We start from the raw sequence: 25,504 nt of genomic DNA on the forward strand, positions 1-25,504 counted from the left end.
TCGATGGTCTTCGTCGGTCCGCCTTCGTCGAACCGCCCCCAGGATGCGTCCGGCGCCAGGCCGCCGCAGAAAGTTGTCCACAGGCCGCCGCATTAGTCGTACAAGCCGTGCACACCCTGGAGTGGTTCGCCCCGCAACCGGGTGCGGGGCGGGACTTCCCCGGCTGCCAGCGGGTAACGTCGGGGCGTGCCCGCCGATCCGCCCCCTCGCATCGCTGGGGAGACCCCCTCGCACCGCGCCGCCCGAGCACCGCGCACCGCCCCGAGCCCGCAGAACCCAGGCTCGGGGGCGAACGCGGTCGATGTCCGCCGGAGCACCCGACGGCGCAGGACGGTCTCCGCCTACCGCGAGGGCGACCGCACCGTCGTTCTCATCCCCGCCCGGATGTCCGAGGCGGAGGAGCAGCGCTGGGTGACGGTCATGCTCGAGAAGCTCGCGGCGCAGGAGAGCAAGCGGATGCTGGGCGACGCCGAGTTGGCCGCCCGCGCCGAGTGGCTGTCCGAGCAGTACCTGGGCGGCCGGGCCCGGCCCGCCACCGTCCGCTGGGTCACCAACCAGAACACCCGGTGGGGGTCGTGCACCCCGGCCGAGGGCAGCATCCGGCTCTCCCACCGGCTCCAGGGCATGCCGGAGTACGTCGTGGACTACGTCCTCCTCCATGAGTTGGCCCATTTGCTGGTGCCCGGCCACGGCCGGCGCTTCTGGCAGCTTCTGGAGGCGTATCCGCGCACCGAGCGGGCGCGGGGATATCTCGAGGGCGTGGTCGCCGCCGGCCGGTTGCCGCATCTTTCCGGGAGCGGAGACGAGCAGAGTTGAGGAACCGCGCCCCGCTCCCTGGCGTCGCTCATAGTCGGCGGCAGCGGCTAGCCTGGCGCGCAACGCACACACCGGTATCGGGATGGGGGACGGTCGTTACGTATGGCCAGGGAATTCCAGCGCGGCCACAAGGCCAAGATCAGTGACCTGACGGCCGGGAGGGATCTGTACGTCGGCGTGCAGATCGCCGGTCCCGGCCTGACCTTCGACATCACCTGCTTCGGCCTCGACGCCGACGAGCGGCTGTCGGACGACCGCTACTTCATCTTCTTCAACCAGCCGAAATCACCTGAAGAAGCGATACAGCAACTCGGGGCGCAGGCGGGTGACACCGAGTCGTTCCGCGTCACCCTCGATGCCATTCCGGCCCATATCCACAAGCTCTCCTTCACCGCGACCGTCGACGGCGCCGGCCAGATGTCGCAGATCGGCCCCGGCCACATCCGGATCGTCGCGGGCGGCGAGGAAGTGGCCCGGTACGCCTTCAGCGGTGCGGAGTTCTCCACCGAGCGTGCGGTGATGCTGGGCGACTTCTACCTCAAGGACGTCTGGCGGTTCGCCGCCGTCGGGCAGGGCTTCGACGGCGGACTGGACGCGCTGCTCAAGAACTTCGGCGGCGAGGTCGCCGAGGAGGAGCCCGCCCCCGCGCCCGCCCGGGGCGCCGCGCCCGGGTTCGCGCCGCCCGGCCAGGCAGCCCCGGCCCCGGGCTTCGCGGCCCCGGCCGCCCCGGCGCCGCCCGCGCCCCAGCCGCAGCCCGCCCCCGCCTTCGGCACGCCCCAGGGAACGCCGCCCCAGGGAACGCCGCCCCAGGGAACGCCGCCGCAGGGCACCCCGCCGCCGGCCCGGCAGCCCGCCCCCGGTACTCCGCAGATGCACGGGGCGCCGACCATCGCCGCGCCGATCGTGTCGCCCGGCCAGGCCCCGCCCCCCGGGCAGGTCCCGCCGCCCGCGCCGCCGGGGCAGTTCCCCGGCCAGCAGCCGCAGTTCGGCCAGATGCCGGGTCAGACACCGCCCGCCCCCGCCCCGTACGGCCGGCCGCCCGCCCAGCCGTACCCCGGCCAGCCCGGCCAGCCCGCCCCGTACGGACAGTCGCAGGGCATGGGGGGCGCCCCTCAGGCACCCCAGGGCGGCGCCCCCGGTGTCCAGGGCGCGCTCGCCCAGTACCGCGAGGCGCCCACCGGCCAGCGCTGGACCCCGCAGAACCCTCGGCTGATGCGGGTGGACCTCGGCGTCGGCGGCCAGCCCGTGCTCGCCCGCCAGGGCACGATGGTGCTCTACCAGGGCAAGGTCGACTTCAGCTATAAGGGCGCCGGTTTCCGCGGCCGGATCGTCGGCAACGCGACCGGCCAGGAGATGCAGCTGATGCGCTGCAGCGGCCAGGGCCAGGTCTTCCTCGCCGAGAACGCCGCCGAACTCCACCCGATCGAGCTCCAGGGCGACGCGATCTGTGTCGCCGCCGAGAACGTGCTCGCCTTCGATGAGTCGCTGCAGCACGAGGTGCGCCGCATCGAGGGCCATGGCATCCCCGGCGGCGCGCTGTTCACCATGCAGTTCCAGGGCACCGGTACCGTCGTCGTGAAGACCGAGGGCACCCCGGTCGTCCTCCCCGTCACCCCGACGACCTTCGCCGACAGCAACGCCATCGTGGCGTGGTCCGCGGGTTCGCAGGTGATCATCTCCAGCCAGGTGCGGCTGCGCCGCAGCGCCTACCCCGGTCACAGTGGGGAGACCGTGAACCTCCAGTTCCGCGGCGCGCCCGGCAACTTCATCGTCGTCCAGCCCTACGAGGTCTAAGGCATCGTCATGGACCAGCAACTGATCACGGGCTATGCCCCTGCCCCGGTCGCCGCCCGGATGGAGAACCACGGCAGCAGCATGCTCAAGGTCGCCATGCAGAGCGGCCAGGACCTCTTCGCCCGCACCGGTTCGATGGTGGCGTATGAGGGCTTCGTGCAGTACGAGCCGAACCCGCCCGCGGTGCGCCAGATGGCCTCCCAGTGGCTGACCGGCGAGGGCGCTCCGCTCATGCGGTGCAGCGGCGACGGGCTGCTCTACCTCGCCGACTACGGGGCGAATGTCGTCTGCATCAATCTGGGCGGCGACGCGCTGTCGGTCAACGGCACCAATCTGCTCGCCTTCGACGCGCACCTCCAGTGGGGCGTCGAACGGGTCAAGGGCATCGCCAAGTTCGCCGGGCAGGGCCTGTTCAATGTGGGCGTCTCCGGCAATGGATGGGTCGCCCTGACCTCCCGGGGCACCCCCATCGTCGTCGACTGCGGACGCGGTGAGGACGAGACCTATGTGGACCCGGACGCCCTCGTCGCCTGGTCCACCAGCCTCAAGGTGAAGGGCAAGCGCAGCTTCAAGGCGTCGTCCCTGATCGGCCGGGGCAGCGGCGAGGCGTACCAGCTCGGCTTCTCCGGGCAGGGCTTCGTCGTCGTACAGCCCAGTGAGGACAGCACCGACCGGCTCCGGGCGCGGGGCTGAGGGGAAGGGAGACACCATGCAGAGCCCGCTCTTCGGCTTCACCGAGAACCAGACCCAGGACCGTTACGCGCTGCAGAACCCACAGCTGCTGCGGGTCGCCCTCAGCGGCCATGAGGATGTGCTCGCCCGTAAGGGCAGCATGGTCGCCTATCAGGGGCTGATCGAGTTCGACGGCGAGTACCAGACGCCGGGACAGCACCGGGCCCGCGCCCGTACCGGCGAGGGGCTCGATCTGATGCGCTGCTCCGGACAGGGCACGGTCTATCTCGCCAATCTCGCGCAGCACATCCATGTGGTGGATGTGGACCACGACGGGTTGACCGTCGACAGCGCCTATGTCCTCGCCCTCGACTCCACGCTGCACTGGGAGTCGATCGCGGTGGACAGCCAGTACGGAATCTCCGGCTCCGGCAAGTACAACCTCAATATCTCCGGACGGGGCAAGGTCGCGCTGATGACCTCGGGCCAGCCGCTGATGCTCCAGGTCACGCCGGACAAGTACGTCAACGTGGACGCGGACGCCATCGTCGCCTGGTCCAGCTCGCTGCGGGTCCAGATGCAGGCGCAGACGCACTCCTCGGGCGTCTGGCGGCGGCGCGGTAACACGGGGGAGGGCTGGGAGCTCAGCTTCCTCGGCCAGGGCTACGCCCTCGTCCAGCCCAGCGAGCTGCTCCCGCCGCAGAACGCGGGGATCGGGGGCGGCATGGCCGCGCAGTTCGGAATGGGCCAGCAGGGCGCCCGGGGACAGAACCAGGGCAACATCTTCAGCAACTGAACGGCGACGGGCCCCGTACTACCGCGGTGCGGGGCCCGCGTCCGCCCCGCCGCTCGGACCAGTGCCCGGGTACCGGTGCCCGGGCAGCTCAGACCAGTGCCCGGGTACGGGCCACCAGACGCCGCACCGACGCGTCGGCCACGTCCGCCACCTCGTCGTACCCGAACCAGCGCAGATCCAGCGACTCGTCGCTGATCGCCGCCACCGCGCCCCGCGGCGCCACCGCCGCGTACTGCACATCCAGATGCCAGGCGCAGGGCGTGTGGTGCCGGTCCAGCCGCACTGGGCCGCCCGGCAGCAGCGTCAGCCCCTCGATACCGGACTCCTCGGTGGCCTCGCGCAGCGCCGCGTCCGCCAGGGTGGCGTCGTCCGGCTCGCAGTGGCCGCCCATCTGGAGCCACATCCGCAGCTTGCGATGCAGGGTGAGCAGCACACGCTCACGGGTGGGGTCGATCACCAGCGCGCTGGCCGTGAGATGCCCGTCCCGGCACGCCTTCCACATACCGTCCGGATGCGCGGTCAGATGGTCGCCGTACTCCAGCCGCAGCCGCTCCTGTGCGGCGTCCGGCGCGGGCCACTCGGTGAGGACCCGCGCCGCGTCCGTGTGAAGACTCACTTCTCGTCGTCGCCCGGGTCGCCCTTGCCGCCGTCCTTGTCGCTGTCCTTATTGCCGTCATCCGACCCCTTGGGGCCGTCCTGACCGCCCGCCGCCTCGCCGAGCATCTTGTCCAGCTCGGAGAAGTCCAGCTGCTCGCGGTGGACGAAGCCGTCCGGGTCGTCGAGGTCCTGTGCCGTCGGCAGCATGTCGGGGTGCGCCCACAGTCCGTCGCGCCCCTCCATGCCGTGGGCGTCGGTCAGCGAGGCCCACAGCCGGGAGGCGTCCCGCAGCCGGCGCGGCCGCAACTCCAGGCCGATCAGCGTGGCGAAGGTCTGCTCGGCGGGCCCGCCGCTCGCCCGGCGCCGCCGCAGCGTCTCGCGCAGGGCGTCCGCGGAAGGCAGATGAGGCGCGGCCGCGGCGTGCACCACCGCGTCCACCCAGCCCTCCACCAGCGCGAGGGCCGTCTCCAGACGCGCCAGCGCGGCCTTCTGCTCGGGGGTGTCCTCCGGCTGGAACATGCCCTGCTGGAGCGCCTCCTGCAGCTGCTCGGGGTGGGTCGGGTCGAGCTGGCCGACCGCGTCCTCCAGCTTGGCCGTGTCGACCTTGATCCCGCGCGCGTACCCCTCGACGGCGCCGAACAGATGCGAGCGCAGCCACGGCACATGCGCGAACAGCCGCTGATGGGCCGCCTCGCGCAGCGCCAGATACAGCCGGACCTCTTCCTTGGGGACGCCGAGACCGGAGCCGAGCGCCGCGATGTTCACCGGGAGCAGCGCCGCCTTGCCCGCCGGGCCCAGCGGCAGCCCGATGTCGGTCGAGCCGACCACCTCGCCGGCCAGCACGCCGAGCGCCTGCCCGATCTGGGTGCCGAACATGGCGCCGCCCATGGAGCGCATCATCCCGAGCAGCGGGCCGGCCATGGCCTGCATCTCCTCGGGCAGCACATCGCCCATGGCGGCACCGACCCGCTCGGCCACCGGGTCCACCAGGTCCTTCCACACCGGCAGGGTCGCCTCGACCCACTCGGCGCGGCTCCAGGCCACCGCGGCCGCTGAGCCCGAGGGCAGCGAGGTGGCGCCGTCCAGCCACAGGTCGGCGAGGCGCACGGCTTCCTGGACCGCGTCGCGGTCGGCGGTGCCGACGCTCTCGTCCTTGGTGCCGTCGGCGGTGCCGCGCGCGACGGTCTGCCGCGCGATGTCCTTGGCCATTTCCCAGTTCACCGGGCCGCCCTCGTACGAGAGCATCTGCCCGAGCTGCTGGAAGGCGGCGCCCAGATCGCCCGGGTCCAGCGAACCGAACATCGCGGCGAACGGATTCTCCGCGCCGGCTCCGCCCGCCCCGCCGAACCCGAAGGGATTCGCGGGGCCCTGCTCGTCGCCCTGGCCGCCCTTCTTCTTGCCGTCGTCGCCGTCCTCCGGCTCCTCCGGCGGAAGGCCGAATCCGAATGGGGAGTCACTCACGGGTTTCCTCGGCTCGTTGGGCCACCGGCCCCGGGCCGGTGGCGGATGCCCGACATCACCACCCAGCCTAGACACCTCGCCGGTTTACCGGCTCGGTGCTTCGCTGATAGCCGCCCTGCGGCAGGATGGACGTCACCTGGTATGCATGCGTCGGTGCGCTGCGTACTGAAGACAACCGCTGGAGACGCCCGGTGAGTTCCCCAGACCGAGAAGTTCGCGCTGCGCGAAACGATACGGCCCGTACCGCACGACGACCCGTCGTGGCGGTCACCGGTGCCGCCTCGGGCCCCGGTGCCCTGCTCACGCAGCGGCTCGCGGAGTCCGAGGAGATCAAGCATGTGGTGGCCATCGACGAGCGCCGCGGCGAGGTGACCGAGGCGCAGTGGCAGGTGCTGGACGTCCGCGATCCGGCCATCGCCGACAAACTGCGCGGTGCCGATGTCGTGGTTCACCTCGCGGTCGACCTCGATCTGGGCACCGACCCGGCCGCCCGCACCGCGTACAACGTGCGCGGCACCCAGACCGTGCTGACGGCCGCGGCGGCCGCCGGGGTGCACCGGGTGGTGCTGTGCACCTCCGCGATGGTCTACGGAGCGCTCGCTGACAACGATGTTCCGCTCGCCGAGGACGCGGAGCTGCGCGCGACCGCCGAGGCCACCGGGGTCGGCGATCTGCTGGAGATCGAGCGGCTCGGGCAGCGCGCGCCCCGCGCGCACCCCGGGCTGAATGTCACCGTGGTGCGCCCCGCGATCCTGGTCGGCGGCACGGACACCGCGCTGACCCGCTACTTCGAGTCGCCACGCCTGCTCGTCGTCGCCGGATCCCGCCCCACCTGGCAGTTCTGTCATATGGAGGACCTGGTCAGCGCGCTGGAGTACGCCGCCCTGGAGAAGGTCGAGGGCGAGCTCACGGTGGGCTGCGAGGGCTGGCTGGAGCAGGAGGAGGTCGAGGAGCTGTCCGGAATCCGGCGCATGGAGCTGCCGTCCGCGGTCGCGCTGGGCGCCGCCTCCCGGCTGCACCGGCTCGGGCTCACGCCGTCCCCGGCCGGCGACCTCGCGTACACGATGCACCCCTGGGCGGTCAGCGGCAGCAGGCTGCACGCGGCGGGCTGGCGGCCCCGCTGGACCAATGAGGAGGTCCTCGCCGAGCTGCTGGAAGAGGTTTCCGGCCGCCATACGGTCGTCGGCCGGCGGCTGGGCCGCAAGGACGCCACGACGCTCGGCGCCGCGGGCGCGACCGTGGCCCTGGTGGGCACCGCCGCGATCGTGCGGCGCGCCCGTAAGGCACGCCGCAGGGCCTGAGAGAGCTCGCTTTCGGAAAAGAGTTTCCGTGATCCGGTATTCCATGAGGACGGGGCAGTACGGCACGATGGACGGCATGGCACATCCGTACGATCACCCTGGCGAGCACGCGGCGGCCGACCCCATCCGGCTGCTCGCCGTCCGTGACACCCCGCTGTCCGTGGACGAGGTGTTGGGGGCGGTCGGCGACGCCGCCGCGGGTGGCACGGCGCTGTTCGTGGGCACCGTACGCAATCACGACGGGGGCTCGGAGGTGGGCGCCCTCGGCTACTCCGCCCATCCGACCGCCGAAGCCGAGCTGCGCCGCGTGGCCGAGAAGGTCGCGGCCGACTTCCCGGTACGCGCGCTGGCCGCCGTGCACCGGGTGGGCGATCTCGTGATCGGCGATCTGGCCGTGGTGGTGGCCGTCTCCTGCCCGCACCGCGCGGAGGCCTTCGCCGCCTGCCGCCGCCTCATCGACGACCTCAAGCGCGAGGTCCCGATCTGGAAGCACCAGACGTTCGCGGACGGCACCGAAGAGTGGGTGGGCGCGTAGCGCCTCGATGAGGGGTGGTGGTCGGGCGACGGGTGGGGGGGTGGGCGCGTAGCGCCTCGATGAGGGGTGGTGGTCGGGCGACGGGTGGGGGGGTGGGCGCGTAAGAAGAATGGGTGGACGCGTAAGGGGTACACGCGCCCCCAGCGCGCTCGGTGGGCACTGAAGGGTGTACTCCACTTGCGTAACCCGCACCCTGCCGTGAGCGTTGACCTGGCGGAGCATTAATCTGCTGATCTGTCAGTCGCTGTTCTTCAGTCGCGGTTCTTAAAGGGGACGGGAGGCCGCTGTGGGTGCGCTTCTCTGGTTGCTCATACCAGTGCTCGCGGCGATAGCCGCGGTCATATATGCCGGTATCGCCGCCCGCGCCGGCAAACGCACGAGCGGGGGAGACGTCGCGGAGTTGGCCGGATACGCGCGCTTCCGCGAGGCGATGGAGCGCGGGCACGCCGATTCGGACGCCGCCTGAGGCCCCGCCCCCGCCCCTCGTACGGACGGCCCCAGGGGTGGACTGACAGACGCGTCCCGTACTGTCGTTCCATGCCACGCCGCACTGCGACGATGCTCGCTTCCCTTCTGATGCTGATCGCGCTGCTTTGCGCCGGGGTGTTGATCCCGGTGCCGTACGCGGAGATGTCGCCGGGACCGACGTACAACACCCTGGGCGAGCACAACGGCGAGTGCGTTCTGCAGATCTCGGGTCACAAGGGCTGTGAGACGACCGGCGGGCACCTCAACATGACCACCGTCCGGGTCACCGGCTCCGAGTACCGGATGAACCTCGTGGAGGCCGTCTACGGCTGGCTGGCCCACGATGACGTGGTCGTGCCGCACAGCACCCTCTACCCGGACAACAAGACCCCGGACGAGGTCAACCAGCAGAACGCCGAGGAGTTCACCCAGTCCCAGGAGAGCGCCAAGGTCGCGGCGCTCAAGGCACTGAAGATGCCGGTCACCGCGCATGTCATCGTCGGCATCGTGGTGAAGGGCAGCCCGTCCGAGGGAAGGCTGCACGCGGGCGATGTGATCAAGTCGGTGGACGGTACGGCGGTGCGCAAGCCCGAGGATGTCGCCAAGCTGGTCACCAAGCACAAGCCCGGCGAGAAGGTGGTCTTCTCGGTCGTGCCGGTCAAGGCGGCCGCGGCGGCGGAGAAGGCCGGCAAGCAGCCCAGCGGAGAGAAGCGGGTCACCCTCACCACCAAGAAGGCGGACCAGGGCCCGGCGCGGGCCATCGTGGGGATCCAGGCCGGGACCGACCACACCTTCCCGGTCCGGATCGACATCAAGCTGGCCGACGTGGGCGGGCCCAGCGCGGGTCTGATGTTCTCGCTGGGGCTCGTGGACCGGATGTCGCCCGGCGATCTGACCGGCGGCACGTTCATCGCGGGCACCGGCACCATCGACGACAAGGGCACGGTCGGCCCGATCGGCGGGATCGAGATGAAGACGATCGGCGCGCGCGACGCGGGCGCCCGCTTCTTCCTCACGCCCAAGGAGAACTGCGCGGCCGCGGCCAAGGATGTGCCCGACGGCCTGCGGCTGGTGAAGGTGCACACCATCGACGACGCGCTGAACGCCCTCAAGAAGATCCGTAAGGGGGACACCGCCGGCCTGCCGAAGTGCTCGACGAGCTGAGGCGGCGCGCCCCCTCGCGGGGTCAGTCGGTGGCGAAGGTGGCGGCCAGCGCGTCCGCGAGACCCGGCACCAGACCGGTCCCGGTCAGCACCTCCGTCGCGGAGTCCTTCTCGCGCAGCCGCAGGGCGGCGTCGCGCGCGCCGTCCCGTAGTACGGCGACCGTCATCCTCACTTCCTGGCGCTCGGGGTGCTCGGCGACCCATTCGGCCAGCTGGGCCTCGTCCATGTCTTTGGGGACGGAGTCCTCGGCGGACGGCGGCAGCATCAGCCGCTCCACGGTCATGGCGCAGCCGATCACGGCGTCGGGCCAGGCGATGGTGGCGAGGAATTCGTCGAGCGGGGTGTCGGCGGGCAGCTCGTCCTGCTCGATGGGGGTCAGTGTGGTGGCTGCCTCACCGCCCTCGTCCAGGCCGAGCTGGGCGGCGAGGCCGGGCTCCTGGGTGCGCAGCTGGGCGGTGTCGACAAGGGCGAAGAGCCGGGCGGGCTGGTCCCATCCGAGCCCGGAGGCGTACTCGTCGATTTCGAGGACGGCTCGGGTCAGCGGATTGGCGGCCAGCGGGCCGGTTCCGGGGGTTGCGTTGGACATGGTTCATATCGTGCCCTGATCGGACCCGGAAACGGGAACTGAGTAAAGCCTGAGTAAGTTGCATCAGGTGGGCCCTCCTGTGTCCGGGCCCGCTCCACCGACAGCGAACTTCGAGGTGCGCACCTTGGCTTTCCAGATGCCGGACCGCGGCGGAGGCCCGACGGGGCCGCGGATCAGAGTCGGCCGACCGTCCCGGCGCGTCCGGACCCTGCTCATGACCCTGGGCGTGCTGGCCGTACTGGCCATGCTCTTCGTCATGTTTGCCGGGTTTTGGACGGATTGGCTCTGGTATCGCTCACTTCATTACTCTTCGGTCTTCAGTACCACGCTGAGGACCAAGATCGGTCTGTTCTTCGTCTTCGGCCTGCTGATGGCGACGGCCGTCGGGATCAACATATGGCTGGCGCACCGGCTGCGGCCGCCGCTCAGCGCGATGTCGCTCGAGCAGCAGAGCCTCGACCGCTACCGGATGGGCATCGCCCCGTTCAAAAAGTGGGTGCTCCTCGCGGTCACCGCCCTGGTCGGGCTGATCGCGGGCGCCTCGGCGGCCGGCCAGTGGCGGGTCTGGCTGCTGTGGGTCAACGGGGTGCCGTTCGGGCAGAAGGACCCGCAGTTCCACAAGGACGTGTCGTTCTTCGCCTTCGATCTGCCCTGGTACCGCTTTCTGCTGAGCTTCGGCTTCGCGGCCACGGTGCTCTCGCTGATCGCCGCCGCCCTGGTGCACTACCTCTACGGCGGGCTGCGGGTCACCAGCCCGGGCGCCCGCGCGACCGCCGCGGCCACCGGCCATCTGTCGGTGCTGCTGGGCGTCTTCGTCGCCCTCAAGGCGGTCGCGTACTGGCTGGACCGGTACGGCCTGGCGGTGAAGTCGAGCGACTTCAAGGCGACCGGCAACTGGACGGGTCTGCGCTATGTGGACGCGAACGCCTATCTGCCCGCGAAGACCATCCTGTTCTGCATCGCGGCCATCTGCGCGCTGCTCTTCTTCGCCACGCTGTGGCGGCGCACCTGGCAGCTGCCGGTCATCGGCTTCGGGCTGATGGTGCTCTCGGCGATCCTGATCGGCGGGCTCTACCCGGCGATCGTGCAGAAGTTCCAGGTCCAGCCGAACGAGCAGGCCAAGGAAGCGCCGTACATCCAGAAGAACATCGAGGCCACGCGCAAGGCGTACGGCATCGATGACTCCAAGGTGGCGGACTACAAGGGCGAGAGCAAGGCGGACAACAAGTCACTGCGCGCCGACGCCGACTCCACCGCGAGCGTACGGCTGCTCGACCCCAATGTCGTCTCGCCGACATTCCAGCAGCGGCAGCAGGTCCGTGGCTACTACGGCTTCCCCAGCACCCTGGACGTGGACCGCTACAAGACGAAGGCCGGCGCGGACCAGGACACCGTCATCGGGCTGCGCGAGCTGAACATCGCGGGCATCCCCGAGCGCAACTGGATCAACGACCACTTCAAGTACACCCACGGCTACGGCGCGGTCGCGGCCAAGGGCACGTCGACGACGCGGAACGGCCTGCCGGACTTCACCGAGAAGAACCTGCCGGCCGAGGGCGAGTTCGACGCGTACCAGCAGCGGATCTACTACGGCGAGAAGACCAAGCAGTACTCGATCGTGGGCGGTCCGCAGAAGGAGCTCGACTACTCCGGCAACAACGGAGACGAGAAGACCTACACCTACACCGGCAAGAGCGGTGTGAGCCTCTCCAACCCGATGAACCGCGCGGCGTACGCTCTGGCGTTCGGCGAGCCGCAGATTCTCTACTCGGGGGCGATCGGCGACGGTTCGCGGATCCTCTACAACCGCACCCCCAAGGAGCGGGTCGAGAAGGTCGCCCCCTGGCTGACCATCGACGGTGACGCCTATCCGGCGGTGGTCGACCATCGCATCAAGTGGATAGTCGACGCCTACACCACGACCAACGGCTACCCGTACGCGTCGCGGACGACCCTGGGCGACACCACGGCCGACTCGCTGAGCGACGGAGAGCGCTCGGTGGTCGCGCAGCAGAACAAGGTCAACTACATCCGCAACTCGGTCAAGGCGACCGTGGACGCCTACGACGGCTCCGTCAAGCTCTACGAATGGGACACCAAGGACCCGGTGCTCAAGACCTGGGAGAAGGCGTTCCCGGGCACCGTCGAGCCCAGGGGCAAGATCAGCGACAACCTGATGGAGCACTTCCGCTATCCGCAGGACCTGTTCAAGGTGCAGCGCGAGCTGCTCACCCGCTACCACGTCACCAACCCTGCCCAGTTCTACAGCGGCAGTGAGGTGTGGCAGGTCCCGGATGACCCCACGAACAAGGGCAATTCGGTCCCGCCGTACTACCTGAGCATGCGGATGCCGGACCAGAAGAAGCAGAAGTTCTCCCTGACGACGACCTTCACCCCCAACGACCGCGACAACCTGGGCGCGTTCATGGCGGTGGAAGCCGACGCGAAGAGCTCTGGGTACGGGACCATACGACTGCTCAAACTGCCCCCCAACACCCCGGTGTCAGGGCCGCAGCTGGTGCAGAGTCTCTTCAACTCCAATCCGAAGATCGCCGAGAGCATCAGACTCCTCAAGGGCGGCGACTCGACGGTCGAGTACGGCAACCTCCTCACTGTTCCGCTCGACGGCGGGCTGCTGTACGTCGAACCGGTCTATGTCCGAGGGGCGGGGACCGACTACCCGCTGCTGAAAAAGGTTCTGGTGTCCGACGGCGGTGACCGGATCGCGTTCGAGGACAGTCTTGAGAAGGCGCTGGACGTGGCCTTCGGCCAAAGCCCGAGCGGTGATCCGACGAAGCCGCCGGCCGACAGCGGCCAGACGCCGTCCGACAACCCCACGGTGCGCCAGGCCCTCAAGGACGCCCAGAAGGCGTGGGAGGACAGCCAGAAGGCGCTGGAGCAGAAGCCGCAGGACTGGGACGCCTACGGCAGGGCCCAGGAGAGCCTCAAGGAGGCGCTGGACAAGGCCGCCAAGGCGGAGCAGAAGGCCGCCGACCGGCAGAGCGGGAAGCAGGGACAGAAGCAGAACCAGCCGCAGAGCCAGGGCGCGCCGGGCAAGGGCGGCTGACCGCGCTCACCTGGGAGAACGGCCGAGCGGCCGGCCCTCCGCGCCGTGGTACGGTGGTCACACAACGGCGCGGGGTGGAGCAGCTCGGTAGCTCGCTGGGCTCATAACCCAGAGGTCGCAGGTTCAAATCCTGTCCCCGCTACTGACAGACAAGGCCCGGATCCGCAAGGATCCGGGCCTTATCTGTGTGTTCATGAGCGTCTACTCGGGGAATCCGGATACAAGCGTTTGGGTTGTCTCTCTGTGGGCAAGTCGACAAAACGCTGAAGTGACCTCGTCGGCTGCGGTATACCAGGTGTACGCCGGGTACGGGTGATGTCACGATGGGATTTATGGGGGACAGGGTCAGTCTGGTGGAGACAGGGCGTTTTGCGCACACGCATGACGATGCCGAGGAAGAGACCCGGCACCGCCGTGCCGCCGAGTCCGGCGACACCTCCGCGATGAGCGCACTCGGCGCGCTGCTGCTGCGCCGTGGCGACCTCGACGGCGCCGAACCGCATCTGCGCGCCGCCACCGCGGCGGGCGACCGCGCCGCCGCCAACAACCTCGGCGTCCTGCTCCACCAGCGTGGCTACGCAGACGAGGCGGCCGGCTGGTGGCGCATCGCCGCCGTCGCCGGATCCGCCGCCGCGGCCCACGCCCTCGGCCGTCACCACCGCGAGCGGGGCGATGAGCCCGCCGCCGAGTACTGGCTGCGCCAGTCCGCCGAGTCCGGGCACACCCTGGGCGCGTACGCCCTCGCCGATCTGCTCGAGCACCGCAGCGACATCGGCGCCGAGCGCTGGTTCCGTACGGCCGCCGAGCGCGGCCACCGCGAGGCCGCGTACCGGCTCGCCCGCATCCTCGACCGCACCGATGACGGCGAGGCCGGGGCCGAGGACGAGCACCGCCGAGGCGGCTCCGAGGCGGAGCCGGAGGAGGCCGAGCAGTGGTACCGGCAGGCCGCCGCGCGCGGCCACCGGCGCGCCGCCCTGCGCCTCGGCACGCTGCTGGAAAAGCGCGGTGAGATCCAGGAGGCCGGCCGCTGGTATCTGATGTCCGCCAAGGACGGCGAGCCCCGTGCCGCCTGCGCGCTCGCCTTCCTGCTGCGTGACGCGGGCGACACCGACAGCGCCGCCGTCTGGTGGCACCGTGCCGCCCTGGACGGCGACGGCAACGCCGCCAACGCGCTGGGCGCGCTGCACGCCGACCGCGGTGAGACCCAGACCGCCGAGCGCTGGTACCGCGCCGCGCTCGATGCCGGGGACATCAACGGCGCGTACAACCTCGGGCTGCTCTGCGCAGAGCAGGGCCGTACCGCGCAGGCCGAGCAGTGGTACCGCCGCGCCGCCTACGCCGGGCACCGTGAGGCCGCCAACGCGGTCGCCGTACTCCTGCTGCAGCGCGGCGACGCGGCGGGGGCCGAGCCCTGGTTCTCCAAGGCGGCCGAGGCGGGCAGCGTCGACGCCGCGTTCAACCTGGGGATCCTGTACGCGGGCCGGGATGAGGAGCGGGCGGCCCGGCAGTGGTACGAGCGGGCCGCCGCCGCCGGGCACACCGAGGCGGCGCTCCAGGTCGGCATCGCCCTGCTGCGGGACGGCGACGGCCAGGCCGCCGAGCGCCATCTGCGGTGCGCGGCGGGCGGCGGCAGCGCCGAGGCCGCCTTCCGGCTGGCCGCGCTGCTGGACCGCTCGTCGGTGGGCGACGGTGCGGGGCACGGGACCGGGACCGGTTTCGGTACCGGGGCCGGTTTCGGCGGCGGCTCGGGGGTGGACGGCACCGAGGACGGGTCCATGCCCGATGTCCCCGAGTTCGAGGAGTGGTACGAGCGGGCCGCGCGCCAGGGCCATCGGCGCGCCCAGGTGCGCGTGGGCATGCTCGCGGCCGCCCGCGGCGATGTGGTCGAGGCCGCGCGCTGGTACCGCATGGCCGCCGAGGCGGGCAGCAGTAACGGCGCGTTCAATCTGGGGCTGCTGCTGGCCCGCGAGGGCAGCGAGCCGGAGGCCGCCCTGTGGTGGACGCGCGCGGCCGGGGCCGGGCACGGCCGCGCCGCCCTGCGGCTCGCGCTCCTCGCGGCCCGCAGGGGCGCGTTGACCGAGGGGCAGCGGTGGTGTGCGCGGGCGGTCGAGCTCGGGCCCGCGGAGGTCGCCGAGCGGGCGGCGCGGCTGCGGGACGCCCTGCAGCAGGAGCTCACGGCGTAGCGCTCAGGGCGTCGGCAGTGACGGACCGGTAACCGGTTTGCTCAGATCGTTGGCCTCGGGTTAAGGTTGTCTCACACCGACGCGGGGTGGAGCAGCTCGGTAGCTCGCTGGGCTCATAACCCAGAGGTCGCAGGTTCAAATCCTGTCCCCGCTACGAGAACGAAGGGCCCGGATCCTCAAGGATCCGGGCCCTTCGTCATGCCGGACGGCGGGCCGCCGGGCCGCGCCTGTCGTCAGGACGCGCAGTCGGGGCACAGGCCCCGATAGGTCACCTCGGCCGCGGAGACCGCGAAGCCGAAGCGTTCCTGCGGGGGGAGGTCGGCGAGCGGGTCGCCCGTCGGGTGGACATCGCGGATCGTCCCGCAGCGCGCGCACACCAGGTGCTGGTGGGCCCGGTGCGCGTTCGGGTCGTAGCGCTTGGCCCGGCCGTCCGTGCTGACCTCGATCACCTCGCCGAGCGAGACGAGCTCGCCGAGGGTGTTGTACACCGTCGCGCGCGAGATCTCGGGCAGGCGGTCGGCCGCCAGCGCGTGTACCTCGTCGGCGGTGTAGTGCACGTGGTCCCCGTCGAGGACCTCGGCGACGACACGCCGCTGCGCGGTCAGTCGCCAGCCGCGTCCCCGGAGCCGTTCCAGCAGGTCACTCATGCCATTCACCTATCAGTCAGATAAGGACAAGGGTAGCAGCGGGTGAGTCCATGACCAGATCCGGTATCACTCTCCAGTGCTTCTTGACTTAGACATTGTCCAATGTAGGATCGGCGTAGCCCCAGACCAAGGGACAGGACGCGAATACGCAGGAGGCGCACGTGACGGTCCAGAGCGAAACCACTGGCCCGCTGACCACGGAGTCCGGGGCTCCGGTGGCGGACAACCAGAACAGTGAGACGGCGGGCGTCGGCGGTCCGGTCCTGATCCAGGATCAGCACCTGATCGAGAAGCTCGCCCACTTCAACCGCGAGCGGATCCCGGAGCGGATCGTCCACGCCCGCGGCGCCGGTGCGTACGGCACCTTCACCGTGACCGCGGATGTGACGAAGTACACCCGCGCGAAGTTCCTCTCCGAGGTCGGCAAGCAGACCGAGACGTTCCTGCGCTTCTCGACGGTCGCGGGCAACCTCGGCTCGGCGGACGCGGTGCGCGACCCGCGCGGTTTCGCGCTGAAGTTCTACACCGAGGACGGCAACTACGACCTCGTCGGGAACAACACCCCGGTGTTCTTCATCAAGGACGCCATCAAGTTCCCCGACTTCATCCACACCCAGAAGCGCGACCCGTACACCGGCTCGCAGGAGGCGGACAACGTCTGGGACTTCTGGGGCCTCTCGCCCGAGTCCACCCACCAGGTGACCTGGCTGTTCGGCGACCGCGGCATCCCCGCCTCGTACCGCCACATGAACGGCTACGGCTCGCACACCTACCAGTGGAACAACGCGGCGGGTGAGGTCTTCTGGGTCAAGTACCACTTCAAGACCGACCAGGGCATCAAGAACCTCACCACCGCCGAGGCGGCCGAGACCTCCGGTCTGGACCCCGACAGCCACCAGCGCGACCTGCGCGAGGCCATCGAGCGCGGTGACTTCCCGACCTGGACCGTGCAGGTGCAGATCATGCCGGCGGCGGAGGCGGCGAACTACCGCTTCAACCCGTTCGACCTGACCAAGGTCTGGCCGCACGAGGACTACCCGCCGATCGAGATCGGCAAGCTGGAGCTCAACCGCAACCCCCAGAACATCTTCGCCGAAGTCGAGCAGTCGATCTTCTCGCCGGCGCACCTCGTGCCGGGCATCGGCCCGTCCCCGGACAAGATGCTCCAGGGCCGCCTCTTCGCGTACGGCGACGCCCACCGCTACCGCGTCGGCATCAACGCCGACCATCTGCCGGTGAACCGTCCGCACGCCACCGAGGCGCGCACCTACGGCCGGGACGGCCTCCTGTACGACGGCCGCCACGCGGGCGCCAAGAACTACGAGCCGAACAGCTTCAGCGGCCCGGCGGAGACCGGCCAGGCGCTGTGGCAGCCGTACCCGGTGGCCGGTCAGACCGGTGACCACGAGGCCCTCTCGCACGTCGAGGACGACGACTTCGTCCAGGCGGGCAACCTCTACCGGCTGATGTCGGACGAGGAGAAGGAGCGTCTGATCGAGAACCTCGCACAGTTCATCGCGAAGGTCTCGCGCGATGACATCGCCCAGCGGGCCATCGAGAACTTCCGCAAGGCGGATGCCGACTACGGCAAGCGGCTGGAGACCGCGGTCCAGGCCCTGCGCGGCTGAGAGACGCTTGTCGTACCAACCGAAGAGGCCGGACGCCAGTGGGCCCGGCCTCTTCGTCGCGCCGGTACCGGGTGCGCTAGGCGAGCGCGGGCTGCGGGACCGGGGCCCAGCAGCGGATGATGTCGCGCACCGACACCACCCCGACGGGGTCGCCCGCGTCGAGGACGACGAGATGGCGGAAACCGCCGTGGGACATCGTGCGCGCCGCCTCGTCCAGCGTCCACCCGGGGGCGGCGAAGACGACGTCGGCGGTGGTGTGGGCGTGCGCGGTCTCGAGGTCCGGGTCCTGCCCCGCGCCCAGCGAGTTGAGAATGTCGCGCTCGGTCAGGATGCCGAGGCCGCTGGTGTCGGGATCGAGCACGATCGCCGATCCCACGCGGCGCGCCGACATCAGCCGGGCGGCCTGACGGAGCGTATGTGCGGGGCCGATGGTGAGGACCACCGAGCTCATGGCGTCACGGACGAGCATGGGCATGGATGGAGCCACCTCCTTGGTGCATCCATAAGAGAATGCCGGGCGCCGGATGCGCCTGTGAAAGGATGCACAAGTTCACAAAGTCCTGGATTCTCATGTTCACATGCCCTGGCGGACACAACAAGGGCGCGCGGAAGCCGATCTCCCCCTTAGCGCGCCCCACGCTCCGGTTGACAGCCCCGACGGCCCATGAGGCCGCGGCTGCTCAGCGCCCGCTCACGAGCGCAGATAGTCCAGCATCGCCCCGTGCAGCAGCCCGTTGGACGCCGCCGCGTCGCCGCTGTTGGGCCCCGGCACCCCGTCGAGCCCGGTGAAGCGGCCGCCCGCCTCCTGGACGATCACCGCGTTCGCCGCCATGTCCCACAGCGACAGCTCCGGCTCGGCGCAGATGTCCACCGAGCCCTCGGCGACCATCATGTACGGCCAGAAGTCGCCGTAGCCCCGGGTGCGCCAGCAGGCGCGGGTCAGATCGAGAAAGCCGTCGAGCTTGCCGCGCTCCTCCCAGCCGCTGAGCGAGGAGTACGCGAACGACGCGTCGGAGACCTTGCCCACCTGTGAGACCCGCAGCCGGCTCGCGGACGACAGACTGCGCCCGGTGTACGCCCCGAGCCCCTCGGCGGCCCACCAGCGGCGGCCCAGCGCCGGCGCCGAGACCACCCCGACCACCGGCCGGTCGCCGCCCTCGCCGCGCTCCATCAGGGCGATCAGAGTGGCCCAGACCGGAACCCCGCGCACATAGTTCTTGGTGCCGTCGATCGGGTCGATGACCCAGCGGCGCGGACCGCTGCCCTGGCTGCCGAACTCCTCGCCGAGCACCGCGTCGCGCGGTCGGGCGCGCTGCAGTGAGCTACGGATCAGCTCCTCGGCCGCCTTGTCGGCCTCGCTCACCGGCGTCATGTCGGGTTTCGTCTCGACCTTGAGGTCGAGGGCCTTGAACCGCTCCATGGTCGTGGCGTCGGCGGCGTCCGCCAGCACATGGGCGAGGCGCAGGTCATCGTGGTAGTCGGCCATGGCCGAACAGTATCGATACGGAAAGAGCCGGATCCACACGGCGGGCCCGTGGCCCGGCGCGTCGGCGTGTACCGGGGCTCTTGACAGTATCTGGCGGGCCGTCAATTCTGTCGGGCACATGCCGGTCTGGGAGGCGACGATGCCCGCAGCGCGTGAATCCTTATTGGACGCGGCCTTCGCCGCTCTCACGGGTCGCCCGTGGTCAGGGATCCGGATGGTCGACATCGCGGCGGCGGCCGGGGTGTCGCGGCAGACCCTCTACAACGAGTTCGGCAGTAAGGACGGCCTCGCCCGCGCTCTGGTGCGGCGCGAGGCCGATGCGTATCTGAGCGGTGTCGAGCGGGTGTTGGCCGGGGTTCCCGGCGCCACGGCCCCGGGGGAGCGGCTGGCCGCCGCTGCGGTGTGGACGGTCCGCGCCGCGACCGAGAATCCGCTGGTGCGGGCGGTGCTCACGGGCTGCTGGACCGAGCGGCTGCCCGCGCCCGTCGTACGGGCCGCGCCGATCCGGCCGCCGCGGTCGCGGCGGTCCGGCGCGATGGAGCCGCTGCCCACGCCGGTCGAGCTGATCGGCCAGGTCCGGGACCGGGCGGTGCGGCTGCTGGAGGGCGAGTGGCCGCGGGGCGGCGCGGGGGAGCTGGCGCGGGCCTGTGAGACGGCAGCGCGGCTGGCGCTGTCGTACGTGGTCGCCCCGGCCCCGGCGGCGGATGTGGCGAGCGTGGTGCGCACAGCGCTGGCCTGATCCCGCCTCCTCAGTGGGCCGAGCCGGAGAGCTGGAGCCCTGTCACGCCGATGATCACCAGGCCGATGGAGACGAGCTTGAGCGTGGAGACGAGATCGCCGAGGAAGACCATGCCGTAGATCGCGGTCCCGGCCGCCCCGATGCCCGTCCACACCGCGTACGCGGGCCCCACGTCGAGCTTCTTCAAGGACAGCGTCAGCAGCCCGAAGCTGCCGAGCGCGAACACGCAGAACGCGATCGTCGGCCAGAGGCGGGTGAAGCCGTGCGAAAGCTTGAGGCAGACGGCGAAGCCAGTTTCGAGGAGCCCGGCGACCACGACCAGCAGCCACGCCATAGATGTCCTCCCGTACCGCTGACGGCTGCCTTCGCCGGAGGGTGCCTTGATCGGACCGTGATCCGATTATCCATTTACCTCGCCGGGTGGGCGCCAAACGTAGCCGCCGGAAGGCGGCGGCGGCCGGTCAGTCGCCCTCGCGCCGCTCCCGGGTGGCCAGCAACCGCCGCAGGGAGTACAGCCGGGCCGGTTCGGCGTGGCCGTCGGCCACCCACTGATCCAGCGCGCAGTCCCGCTCGTCATGGCTGCAGGCGCGCGGACAGCCCTCGGTGCCCGGCTCCAGGTCCGGGAAGGCGTGGATGACCCGCGACGGGTCCACATGGTGCAGCCCGAAGGAGCGCACGCCCGGGGTGTCGATCAACCAGCCCTTGTCGTCCGGCAGCGGCAGCGCGAGCGCCGAGGTGGTGGTGTGGCGGCCGCGGCCGGTGACCGCGTTCACCCGGCCCGTGGCCCGCTTGCGGTCCGCCGGGACCAGGGCGTTGACCAGCGTGGTCTTGCCGACGCCCGAGTGGCCGACGAAGACCGTGGTCCGGTCCGCCAGCTGCTCCCGCACCCGGTCCGCGGCCTCGCCGTCGGCCAGCTCCTCGCGGCTGGTGACGACATAGGGCACACCGATCGGCTCGTAGGTCTCCAGCAGGTCCTTGGCGGACGCGAGGTCGGACTTGGTGAGGACGAGCAGCGGCTCCAGCCCCGCGTCGAACGCGGCCACCAGACAGCGGTCGATCAGCCGCGGGCGCGGCTCGGGGTCGGCGAGCGCGGTGACGATCGCCAGCTGGTCGGCGTTGGCGACGACCACGCGCTCGTACGGGTCGTCGTCATCGGCGGTCCGCCGCAGGACGGACGACCGCTCCTCGACCCGGACGATCCGGGCGAGCGTGTCCTTGTCGCCCGACAGATCGCCGACGACCGCGACGCGGTCCCCGACCACGACGCCCTTACGGCCGAGCTCGCGGGCCTTCATGGCGATGATGGTGCGGTCCTCGACCAGGACATGAAGCCGACCGCGGTCGACCGTCAGGACCATGCCCTCGGTCGCGTCCTCGTGCTTGGGGCGGATGTTGGAGCGCGGCCGGTTGCCCCTGCGGTTGGGGCGGACCCGTACGTCGTCCTCGTCGGTGTGCTTGCCGTAGCGGCGCATGGCGGAAGGCTCTCAGGCTCTCCGCGCCGAGGGCGTCGTCGCGTCGAGCATGCCGGTCCACAGGCCGGAGAAGTCGGGCAGGGTCTTGGCCGTGGTCGCCACGTTCTCGATCTGGACGCCGTCGACGGCCAGGCCGATCACGGCGGCGGCGGTGGCCAGCCGGTGGTCCTCGTAGGTGTGGAAGATCCCGCCGTGCAGCGGACGCGGGCTGATCCGCAGCCCGTCCTCGGTCTCGGCGACCTCGCCGCCCAGCTCGTTGAGCTCCTTGGCGAGGGCTGCGAGCCGGTCGGTCTCATGCAGCCGCAGATGCGCGATACCGCGCAGCACGGACTCGGAGTCGGCCAGCGCCGCGACCGCCGCGATCACCGGGGTGAGCTCGCCGACCTCGTGCAGATCGGCGTCGATGCCGGTGATCCGGCCCGTACCGGTGAAGGTCAGACCGGCGTCGGTCAGCTCGCAGGAACCGCCCATGTCGGTGAAGATCCGGCGCAGCGCGTCACCGGGCTGGGTGGTGCGCTCCGGCCAGTCCGGGATGGTCACCCGGCCGCCGGTGACCAGGGCGGCCGCCAGGAACGGCGCCGCGTTGGACAGATCGGGCTCGACGACCAGGTCCCGGCCCAGCAGCGCGCTCGGCGCGACCCGCCAGACGCCCTGTTCGCCGCCCGCCTCGGCGGTGTCCACGCGCGCGCCCGCCGCCCGCAGCATGTCGACGGTCATCCGGATGTGCGGCAGGGAGGGCAGCGCGGCGCCGATGTGGCGGACCTCGACGCCCTGGTTGAAGCGCGGCGCGGACAGCAGCAGCGCGCTGACGAACTGCGACGAGGACGAGGCGTCAATACGGACCGGGCCGCCGTCCAGCGCCCCGCCGCCGTGCACCGTCATCGGCAGCGCGCCGCGGCCGTCGTCGTCGATCCGGGCGCCGAGCGCGCGCAGCGCGTCGATCACGCCGTGCAGCGGGCGCTCATGCGACCGCGGGTCGCCGTCGAAGTGGATCGGGCCGTCGGCCAGGGCGGCGACCGGCGGCAGGAACCGCATCACGGTGCCCGCGTTGCCGACGTCGATGGTGGCCGGGCCGTGCAGCCCCGCCGGGATGACCCGCCAGGCCTCGCCTTCGCCGTCGGGGCCCACCCCTTCCTCGATGCCGACGCCCATCGCGCGCAGCGCCTCGGCCATCAGGAGGGTGTCACGGGAGCGGAGCGGGCGGCGCAGCCAGCCGGGTTCGGCCGCGAGCGCGGCCAGGATCAGGCCGCGGTTGGTAACCGACTTCGATCCGGGCACGGTGACGGTCGCGTCGACCGCTCCGTCTGCGGTCGGAGCGGGCCAGAGGGCGGTGTGCGCGCCCGGGGAGGTCTCAATGCCGGTCATGGGTCTCACTTTAGTGGTTCGCCGAGAGTGCGAATCTTGATCAAAAGTGGCGAAACCCAGTCGAAACACAGCGCTGGTACAAGTGGCGGTCGGAGCACGCCGGGGGCTCGCACGCGTCACAGGCCCAGCAGCCAGCGGCCGCCGCCGATCAGCGAGCACAGCGAGACGACATGGAAGAGCAGCAGCCAGGCCACGGCCGGGACATCGGTGAGCCGGGCCAATTGGTCGGGGTCGGAGTCGTGCGCGCCGCCATAACGGCGCTTGCGCTGGAGCTCGAAGGGCGGGCGCACGCCGCCCAGCAGCAGGAACCAGACCACGACATAGGCGAACGCCGCCTGGATGTCCGGCTTGGTCAGCCAGGAGACGAGGAAGAAGGCGGCCCCGGCCGTGACGACCGTAAGGACGCCATACGCGTTACGGATCATCACCAGCATCGCGGCGAGCAGCACCGTCGTCCCCCACAGCAGCGCGGTGATGTGGTTCGCGGCCAGCAGCCAGGCGCCGGCCAGGCCGATCAGGGACGGCGCGGTGTAGCCGGCGGCGGCGGTGAGGATCATGCCGAGGCCGGTGGGCTTGCCGCGCGAGACGGTCAGCCCCGAGGTGTCCGAGTGCAGTCGTATGCCGTTCAGCCGCCGCCCGCTGAGCAGCGCGACCAGGCCGTGGCCGCCCTCGTGGGCGATGGTGACGGCGTTACGGGCTATGCGCCAGGTGGTCTGCGAGACGACGGTCGCGAGCGCGACGAGTCCGGTGCCGGCGACGAGCCAGGTGCTGGGGTCCGGCTGGGCGCCGACGACGCGGTCCCACAGATCGGCGGCGTTCGTTGCGTCCATGTGCGGGCGGCTCCTCGCGTTCTGTCGCGGCTTTCGCATGTGGTTGTCGGGCTCGATTCCCGGCTCGGTGGCCACCAGGCGCGGGCGTCGTGGCAGTGTGGCACCTATGTGCGGTCGATACGCAGCGAGCCGGAGGCCGGAGGATCTCGTCGGGCTCTTCGGAGTGGAGAAGTGGGAGCCGGCGGAGACCCTGGCGCCCGACTGGAACGTCGCGCCCACCAAAGACGTGTACGCGGTGCTCGAACGCCCCCTTAAGGACGCCGCCGAGCCGCGTCCGGTTCGCCAGCTGAGGGCGCTGAAGTGGGGGCTGGTGCCGTCCTGGGCGAAGTCGCCCGAGAGCGGGGTGAAGATGATCAACGCACGGGCGGAGACGGTGCACGAGAAGCCCTCGTACCGGCGCCCCTTCGCCTCGCGCCGCTGCATCCTGCCCGCCGACGGCTACTACGAGTGGGTCACCGCGGCGGGGGAGCGGCAGCTGGAGGAGAACGGCAGGCGGAAGCGGCCGCGCAAGCAGCCGTACTTCGTGACGCCGGTGGACGGCTCGGTGATGGCCATGGCCGGGCTGTACGAGTTCTGGCGGGACCGCACGCTGCCGGACGAGCATCCGCGGGCATGGTGGGTGACCTGCACGGTGATCACGACCGAGGCGGAGAAGGAGCCGTTCGGGAGCGGGAGCGGCGGCGAGGGGGAGGGGCCGCGGTCGCTGGCCGACATCCACCCGCGGATGCCGCTCGTCCTCACCGAGGACCGCTGGGCCGACTGGCTCGACCCCGCCCGCACCGACCCCGACGACCTCCGCCCCCTGCTGGCCCCGCCTCCGGCGGGTCTGCTGCGCGCCTATCCGGTGGCGACGGGCGTCAGTGACGTCCGTAACAACGGGCCGGAGCTGGTGACCGAGCTGGAGGCGCCGGAGGAGAGCACGCTCTTCTGATCACCCGGCTGATCCCCCGGCTGATCCCCCGGTCCGGTCACCGCGTCCGCCGCCTGTACGCGGCTGTACGGCTGTACGCGGCAAGATGGTCGGGTGAGCAGGAAGACGACCGAAACTGTGCCGACCCCGGCCGGGGATGCGCGGATCACCTGGCACCGGGCCCCCGACGCACGCGCCGTGCTGGCCGTGAGCCATGGGGCCGGGGGCGGCATCGAGGCGCGGGATCTCCAGGCGCTGGCCGGGGCGCTGCCTGGGCGCGGGGTGAGCGTCGCGCTGGTCGAGCAGCCGTGGCGGGTGGCGGGCAAGAAGGTCGCGCCCGCGCCCAGGACCCTGGACACCGGATGGCGCGCCCTGTGGCCCGCGCTGGAGAAGGCCGGGCTGCCGGTCGTCGCGGGCGGTCGCAGCGCCGGGGCGCGGGTGGCCTGCCGCACCGCCCGGGAGCTGGGGGCGAGCGCCGTGCTGGCGCTGTCGTTCCCGCTGCATCCGCCCGGTAAGCCGGAGAAGTCCCGGGCCGAGGAGCTGCTGGGCGCGGGTGTGCCGACGCTGGTGGTCCAGGGCGGGCGGGACCCCTTCGGGCGCCCCGGGGAGTTTCCGGCGCTCCCCGCCGGCACGGAGCTCGTCGAGGTGCCGTACGGCGACCACGGCTTCGGGGTGCCGAAGACGGCGGACATCGGTGAGACCGAGGCGCTCGCCGTGATCAGCGGAGCCGTCGCCGACTGGCTGGCCCGGGTCCTGCCCTGACCTGCGGGAGGGGCGGGAATGCGACAGCGGCGGCCGGTGTTGTAGGGGGCGTCGGTATCCACCGCGTTCAGAGGCATCGGGCGTCGGTACTGACCGCGTCAGAGGCACGTACGAGGAAAAGGGAGTCCCCCGCATGGGTTCGCTTGCTTGCCCCGCCCGCCCGCACGCCGCCGGCCTCGAGTGGTCTCGGCTGCAGGCGGTGCAGACTGCGAGTATTGAAGCGGC

At 71.1% G+C, this 25,504-nt stretch carries 24 protein-coding genes and 2 tRNA genes; 16 read left to right on the top strand and 10 right to left on the bottom strand.

Annotated elements, in window-relative coordinates; genetic code table 11:
- Positions 1-186 precede the first annotated feature (186 nt).
- From ABZS71_RS00630 to ABZS71_RS00645, 4 genes are all read left to right on the top strand, one after another.
- Positions 187-816, top strand: coding sequence for a M48 family metallopeptidase (locus ABZS71_RS00630; RefSeq protein WP_355851384.1), 630 nt, complete (start codon positions 187-189; stop codon positions 814-816).
- Between the two features lie 102 nt (positions 817-918).
- The gene (locus ABZS71_RS00635) at positions 919-2,610 is read left to right on the top strand and encodes a TerD family protein (protein ID WP_356206316.1); all 1,692 of its coding nucleotides are present in this window, start codon (positions 919-921) and stop codon (positions 2,608-2,610) included.
- A 9-nt stretch (positions 2,611-2,619) separates the two neighbouring features.
- Positions 2,620-3,303 (top strand): AIM24 family protein, encoded by a 684-nt coding sequence (locus tag ABZS71_RS00640; RefSeq protein ID WP_355851390.1) that lies wholly within the window; start codon positions 2,620-2,622, stop codon positions 3,301-3,303.
- Positions 3,304-3,319: 16 nt separating this feature from the next.
- Positions 3,320-4,078, top strand: coding sequence for an AIM24 family protein (locus ABZS71_RS00645; protein WP_356206319.1), 759 nt, complete (start codon positions 3,320-3,322; stop codon positions 4,076-4,078).
- Between the two features lie 88 nt (positions 4,079-4,166).
- Here ABZS71_RS00645 and ABZS71_RS00650 read toward each other — a convergent pair whose 3' ends face one another.
- Together ABZS71_RS00650 and ABZS71_RS00655 are read right to left on the bottom strand one after the other, a co-directional pair.
- A complete protein-coding gene (locus ABZS71_RS00650) occupies positions 4,167-4,694 on the bottom strand; it encodes an NUDIX hydrolase (protein WP_355851396.1) in 528 nt (175 codons plus the stop codon).
- A complete protein-coding gene (locus ABZS71_RS00655; protein WP_356206322.1) occupies positions 4,691-6,136 on the bottom strand; it encodes a zinc-dependent metalloprotease in 1,446 nt (481 codons plus the stop codon). Before ABZS71_RS00655 ends, ABZS71_RS00650 begins: the two co-directional genes overlap by 4 nt.
- 191 nt (positions 6,137-6,327) lie before the next feature.
- Here ABZS71_RS00655 and ABZS71_RS00660 point away from each other — a divergent pair, with 191 nt between their 5' ends.
- From ABZS71_RS00660 to ABZS71_RS00675, 4 genes are all read left to right on the top strand, one after another.
- Entirely contained in the window at positions 6,328-7,437 is a 1,110-nt protein-coding gene (locus ABZS71_RS00660; RefSeq protein WP_356206325.1) for an SDR family oxidoreductase, read from the top strand.
- Positions 7,438-7,513: 76 nt separating this feature from the next.
- Positions 7,514-7,972 (top strand): molybdenum cofactor biosynthesis protein MoaE, encoded by a 459-nt coding sequence (locus tag ABZS71_RS00665; protein ID WP_356206838.1) that lies wholly within the window; start codon positions 7,514-7,516, stop codon positions 7,970-7,972.
- Positions 7,973-8,258: 286 nt separating this feature from the next.
- Positions 8,259-8,438: a hypothetical protein gene (locus ABZS71_RS00670; RefSeq protein ID WP_355851407.1), complete on the top strand. Its 180-nt coding sequence runs from the start codon at positions 8,259-8,261 to the stop codon at positions 8,436-8,438.
- Positions 8,439-8,509: 71 nt separating this feature from the next.
- A complete protein-coding gene (locus ABZS71_RS00675; RefSeq protein ID WP_355851410.1) occupies positions 8,510-9,604 on the top strand; it encodes a PDZ domain-containing protein in 1,095 nt (364 codons plus the stop codon).
- Between the two features lie 22 nt (positions 9,605-9,626).
- On the opposite strand, the gene ABZS71_RS00680 is transcribed toward ABZS71_RS00675, so the two are convergent.
- Positions 9,627-10,190: a PPA1309 family protein gene (locus ABZS71_RS00680; RefSeq protein WP_356206328.1), complete on the bottom strand. Its 564-nt coding sequence runs from the start codon at positions 10,188-10,190 to the stop codon at positions 9,627-9,629.
- Positions 10,191-10,326: 136 nt separating this feature from the next.
- Here ABZS71_RS00680 and ABZS71_RS00685 point away from each other — a divergent pair, with 136 nt between their 5' ends.
- The 4 genes from ABZS71_RS00685 to ABZS71_RS00700 all read left to right on the top strand — a co-directional run bounded on the left by ABZS71_RS00685 (position 10,327) and on the right by ABZS71_RS00700 (position 15,594).
- Positions 10,327-13,257: a UPF0182 family protein gene (locus ABZS71_RS00685; RefSeq protein ID WP_356206841.1), complete on the top strand. Its 2,931-nt coding sequence runs from the start codon at positions 10,327-10,329 to the stop codon at positions 13,255-13,257.
- Between the two features lie 68 nt (positions 13,258-13,325).
- A tRNA-Met gene (locus ABZS71_RS00690) sits at positions 13,326-13,399 on the top strand.
- 181 nt (positions 13,400-13,580) lie between these two features.
- Positions 13,581-15,440: a tetratricopeptide repeat protein gene (locus tag ABZS71_RS00695; protein ID WP_356206331.1), complete on the top strand. Its 1,860-nt coding sequence runs from the start codon at positions 13,581-13,583 to the stop codon at positions 15,438-15,440.
- A gap of 80 nt (positions 15,441-15,520) precedes the next feature.
- Positions 15,521-15,594 (top strand) — tRNA-Met (locus tag ABZS71_RS00700).
- A 79-nt stretch (positions 15,595-15,673) separates the two neighbouring features.
- On the opposite strand, the gene ABZS71_RS00705 is transcribed toward ABZS71_RS00700, so the two are convergent.
- Positions 15,674-16,087 (bottom strand): Fur family transcriptional regulator, encoded by a 414-nt coding sequence (locus ABZS71_RS00705; protein WP_356206334.1) that lies wholly within the window; start codon positions 16,085-16,087, stop codon positions 15,674-15,676.
- A gap of 161 nt (positions 16,088-16,248) precedes the next feature.
- On the opposite strand from ABZS71_RS00705, the gene ABZS71_RS00710 reads away from it, so the two are divergent.
- The gene (locus tag ABZS71_RS00710) at positions 16,249-17,715 is read left to right on the top strand and encodes a catalase (protein WP_356206337.1); all 1,467 of its coding nucleotides are present in this window, start codon (positions 16,249-16,251) and stop codon (positions 17,713-17,715) included.
- A gap of 76 nt (positions 17,716-17,791) precedes the next feature.
- Here the strand turns inward: ABZS71_RS00710 and ABZS71_RS00715 are convergent, their stop codons facing one another.
- Both ABZS71_RS00715 and hisN read right to left on the bottom strand, forming a co-directional pair.
- Complete coding sequence (locus ABZS71_RS00715; RefSeq protein ID WP_355851558.1) at positions 17,792-18,184, bottom strand: CBS domain-containing protein; 393 nt, start codon at positions 18,182-18,184, stop codon at positions 17,792-17,794.
- A gap of 222 nt (positions 18,185-18,406) precedes the next feature.
- The gene (hisN, locus tag ABZS71_RS00720; RefSeq protein WP_356206340.1) at positions 18,407-19,201 is read right to left on the bottom strand and encodes a histidinol-phosphatase; all 795 of its coding nucleotides are present in this window, start codon (positions 19,199-19,201) and stop codon (positions 18,407-18,409) included.
- A 139-nt stretch (positions 19,202-19,340) separates the two neighbouring features.
- On the opposite strand from hisN, the gene ABZS71_RS00725 reads away from it, so the two are divergent.
- Positions 19,341-19,940: a TetR/AcrR family transcriptional regulator gene (locus ABZS71_RS00725; RefSeq protein ID WP_355851428.1), complete on the top strand. Its 600-nt coding sequence runs from the start codon at positions 19,341-19,343 to the stop codon at positions 19,938-19,940.
- 10 nt (positions 19,941-19,950) lie between these two features.
- Here ABZS71_RS00725 and ABZS71_RS00730 read toward each other — a convergent pair whose 3' ends face one another.
- The 4 genes from ABZS71_RS00730 to ABZS71_RS00745 all read right to left on the bottom strand — a co-directional run bounded on the left by ABZS71_RS00730 (position 19,951) and on the right by ABZS71_RS00745 (position 23,607).
- Positions 19,951-20,274 carry a multidrug efflux SMR transporter gene (locus tag ABZS71_RS00730; RefSeq protein WP_356206343.1) on the bottom strand — a complete coding sequence of 108 codons (324 nt, stop codon included), beginning with the start codon at positions 20,272-20,274 and terminating at the stop codon, positions 19,951-19,953.
- 127 nt (positions 20,275-20,401) lie between these two features.
- A complete protein-coding gene (gene rsgA, locus ABZS71_RS00735; RefSeq protein ID WP_356206346.1) occupies positions 20,402-21,412 on the bottom strand; it encodes a ribosome small subunit-dependent GTPase A in 1,011 nt (336 codons plus the stop codon).
- Positions 21,413-21,424: 12 nt separating this feature from the next.
- Positions 21,425-22,777 carry a 3-phosphoshikimate 1-carboxyvinyltransferase gene (gene aroA / locus ABZS71_RS00740; RefSeq protein WP_356206349.1) on the bottom strand — a complete coding sequence of 451 codons (1,353 nt, stop codon included), beginning with the start codon at positions 22,775-22,777 and terminating at the stop codon, positions 21,425-21,427.
- A gap of 116 nt (positions 22,778-22,893) precedes the next feature.
- Positions 22,894-23,607 carry a M50 family metallopeptidase gene (locus ABZS71_RS00745; RefSeq protein WP_356206351.1) on the bottom strand — a complete coding sequence of 238 codons (714 nt, stop codon included), beginning with the start codon at positions 23,605-23,607 and terminating at the stop codon, positions 22,894-22,896.
- Between the two features lie 106 nt (positions 23,608-23,713).
- On the opposite strand from ABZS71_RS00745, the gene ABZS71_RS00750 reads away from it, so the two are divergent.
- Both ABZS71_RS00750 and ABZS71_RS00755 read left to right on the top strand, forming a co-directional pair.
- Positions 23,714-24,538, top strand: a complete 825-nt coding sequence (locus ABZS71_RS00750; protein ID WP_356206353.1) for an SOS response-associated peptidase — start codon at positions 23,714-23,716, stop codon at positions 24,536-24,538.
- 93 nt (positions 24,539-24,631) lie between these two features.
- Positions 24,632-25,279 (top strand): alpha/beta family hydrolase, encoded by a 648-nt coding sequence (locus tag ABZS71_RS00755; protein WP_355851445.1) that lies wholly within the window; start codon positions 24,632-24,634, stop codon positions 25,277-25,279.
- Positions 25,280-25,504 lie beyond the last annotated feature (225 nt).

It is taken from the genome of Streptomyces sp. NPDC005393, from assembly GCF_040606675.1.
Lineage (GTDB): Bacteria > Actinomycetota > Actinomycetes > Streptomycetales > Streptomycetaceae > Streptomyces.

Bases quoted from the DNA above. Each gene is read 5' to 3' on its own strand.
- hisN (WP_356206340.1), bottom strand. From the start codon at position 19,201: ATGGCCGACTACCACGATGACCTGCGCCTCGCCCATGTGCTGGCGGAC.
- aroA (WP_356206349.1), bottom strand. From the start codon at position 22,777: ATGACCGGCATTGAGACCTCCCCGGGCGCGCACACCGCCCTCTGGCCC.
- rsgA (WP_356206346.1), bottom strand. From the start codon at position 21,412: ATGCGCCGCTACGGCAAGCACACCGACGAGGACGACGTACGGGTCCGC.
- ABZS71_RS00715 (WP_355851558.1), bottom strand. From the start codon at position 18,184: ATGCTCGTCCGTGACGCCATGAGCTCGGTGGTCCTCACCATCGGCCCC.
- ABZS71_RS00635 (WP_356206316.1), top strand. From the start codon at position 919: ATGGCCAGGGAATTCCAGCGCGGCCACAAGGCCAAGATCAGTGACCTG.
- ABZS71_RS00705 (WP_356206334.1), bottom strand. From the start codon at position 16,087: ATGAGTGACCTGCTGGAACGGCTCCGGGGACGCGGCTGGCGACTGACC.
- ABZS71_RS00695 (WP_356206331.1), top strand. From the start codon at position 13,581: ATGGGATTTATGGGGGACAGGGTCAGTCTGGTGGAGACAGGGCGTTTT.
- ABZS71_RS00645 (WP_356206319.1), top strand. From the start codon at position 3,320: ATGCAGAGCCCGCTCTTCGGCTTCACCGAGAACCAGACCCAGGACCGT.
- ABZS71_RS00640 (WP_355851390.1), top strand. From the start codon at position 2,620: ATGGACCAGCAACTGATCACGGGCTATGCCCCTGCCCCGGTCGCCGCC.
- ABZS71_RS00745 (WP_356206351.1), bottom strand. From the start codon at position 23,607: ATGGACGCAACGAACGCCGCCGATCTGTGGGACCGCGTCGTCGGCGCC.
- ABZS71_RS00680 (WP_356206328.1), bottom strand. From the start codon at position 10,190: ATGTCCAACGCAACCCCCGGAACCGGCCCGCTGGCCGCCAATCCGCTG.
- ABZS71_RS00665 (WP_356206838.1), top strand. From the start codon at position 7,514: ATGGCACATCCGTACGATCACCCTGGCGAGCACGCGGCGGCCGACCCC.
- ABZS71_RS00730 (WP_356206343.1), bottom strand. From the start codon at position 20,274: ATGGCGTGGCTGCTGGTCGTGGTCGCCGGGCTCCTCGAAACTGGCTTC.
- ABZS71_RS00675 (WP_355851410.1), top strand. From the start codon at position 8,510: ATGCCACGCCGCACTGCGACGATGCTCGCTTCCCTTCTGATGCTGATC.
- ABZS71_RS00685 (WP_356206841.1), top strand. From the start codon at position 10,327: ATGCCGGACCGCGGCGGAGGCCCGACGGGGCCGCGGATCAGAGTCGGC.
- ABZS71_RS00725 (WP_355851428.1), top strand. From the start codon at position 19,341: ATGCCCGCAGCGCGTGAATCCTTATTGGACGCGGCCTTCGCCGCTCTC.
- ABZS71_RS00750 (WP_356206353.1), top strand. From the start codon at position 23,714: ATGTGCGGTCGATACGCAGCGAGCCGGAGGCCGGAGGATCTCGTCGGG.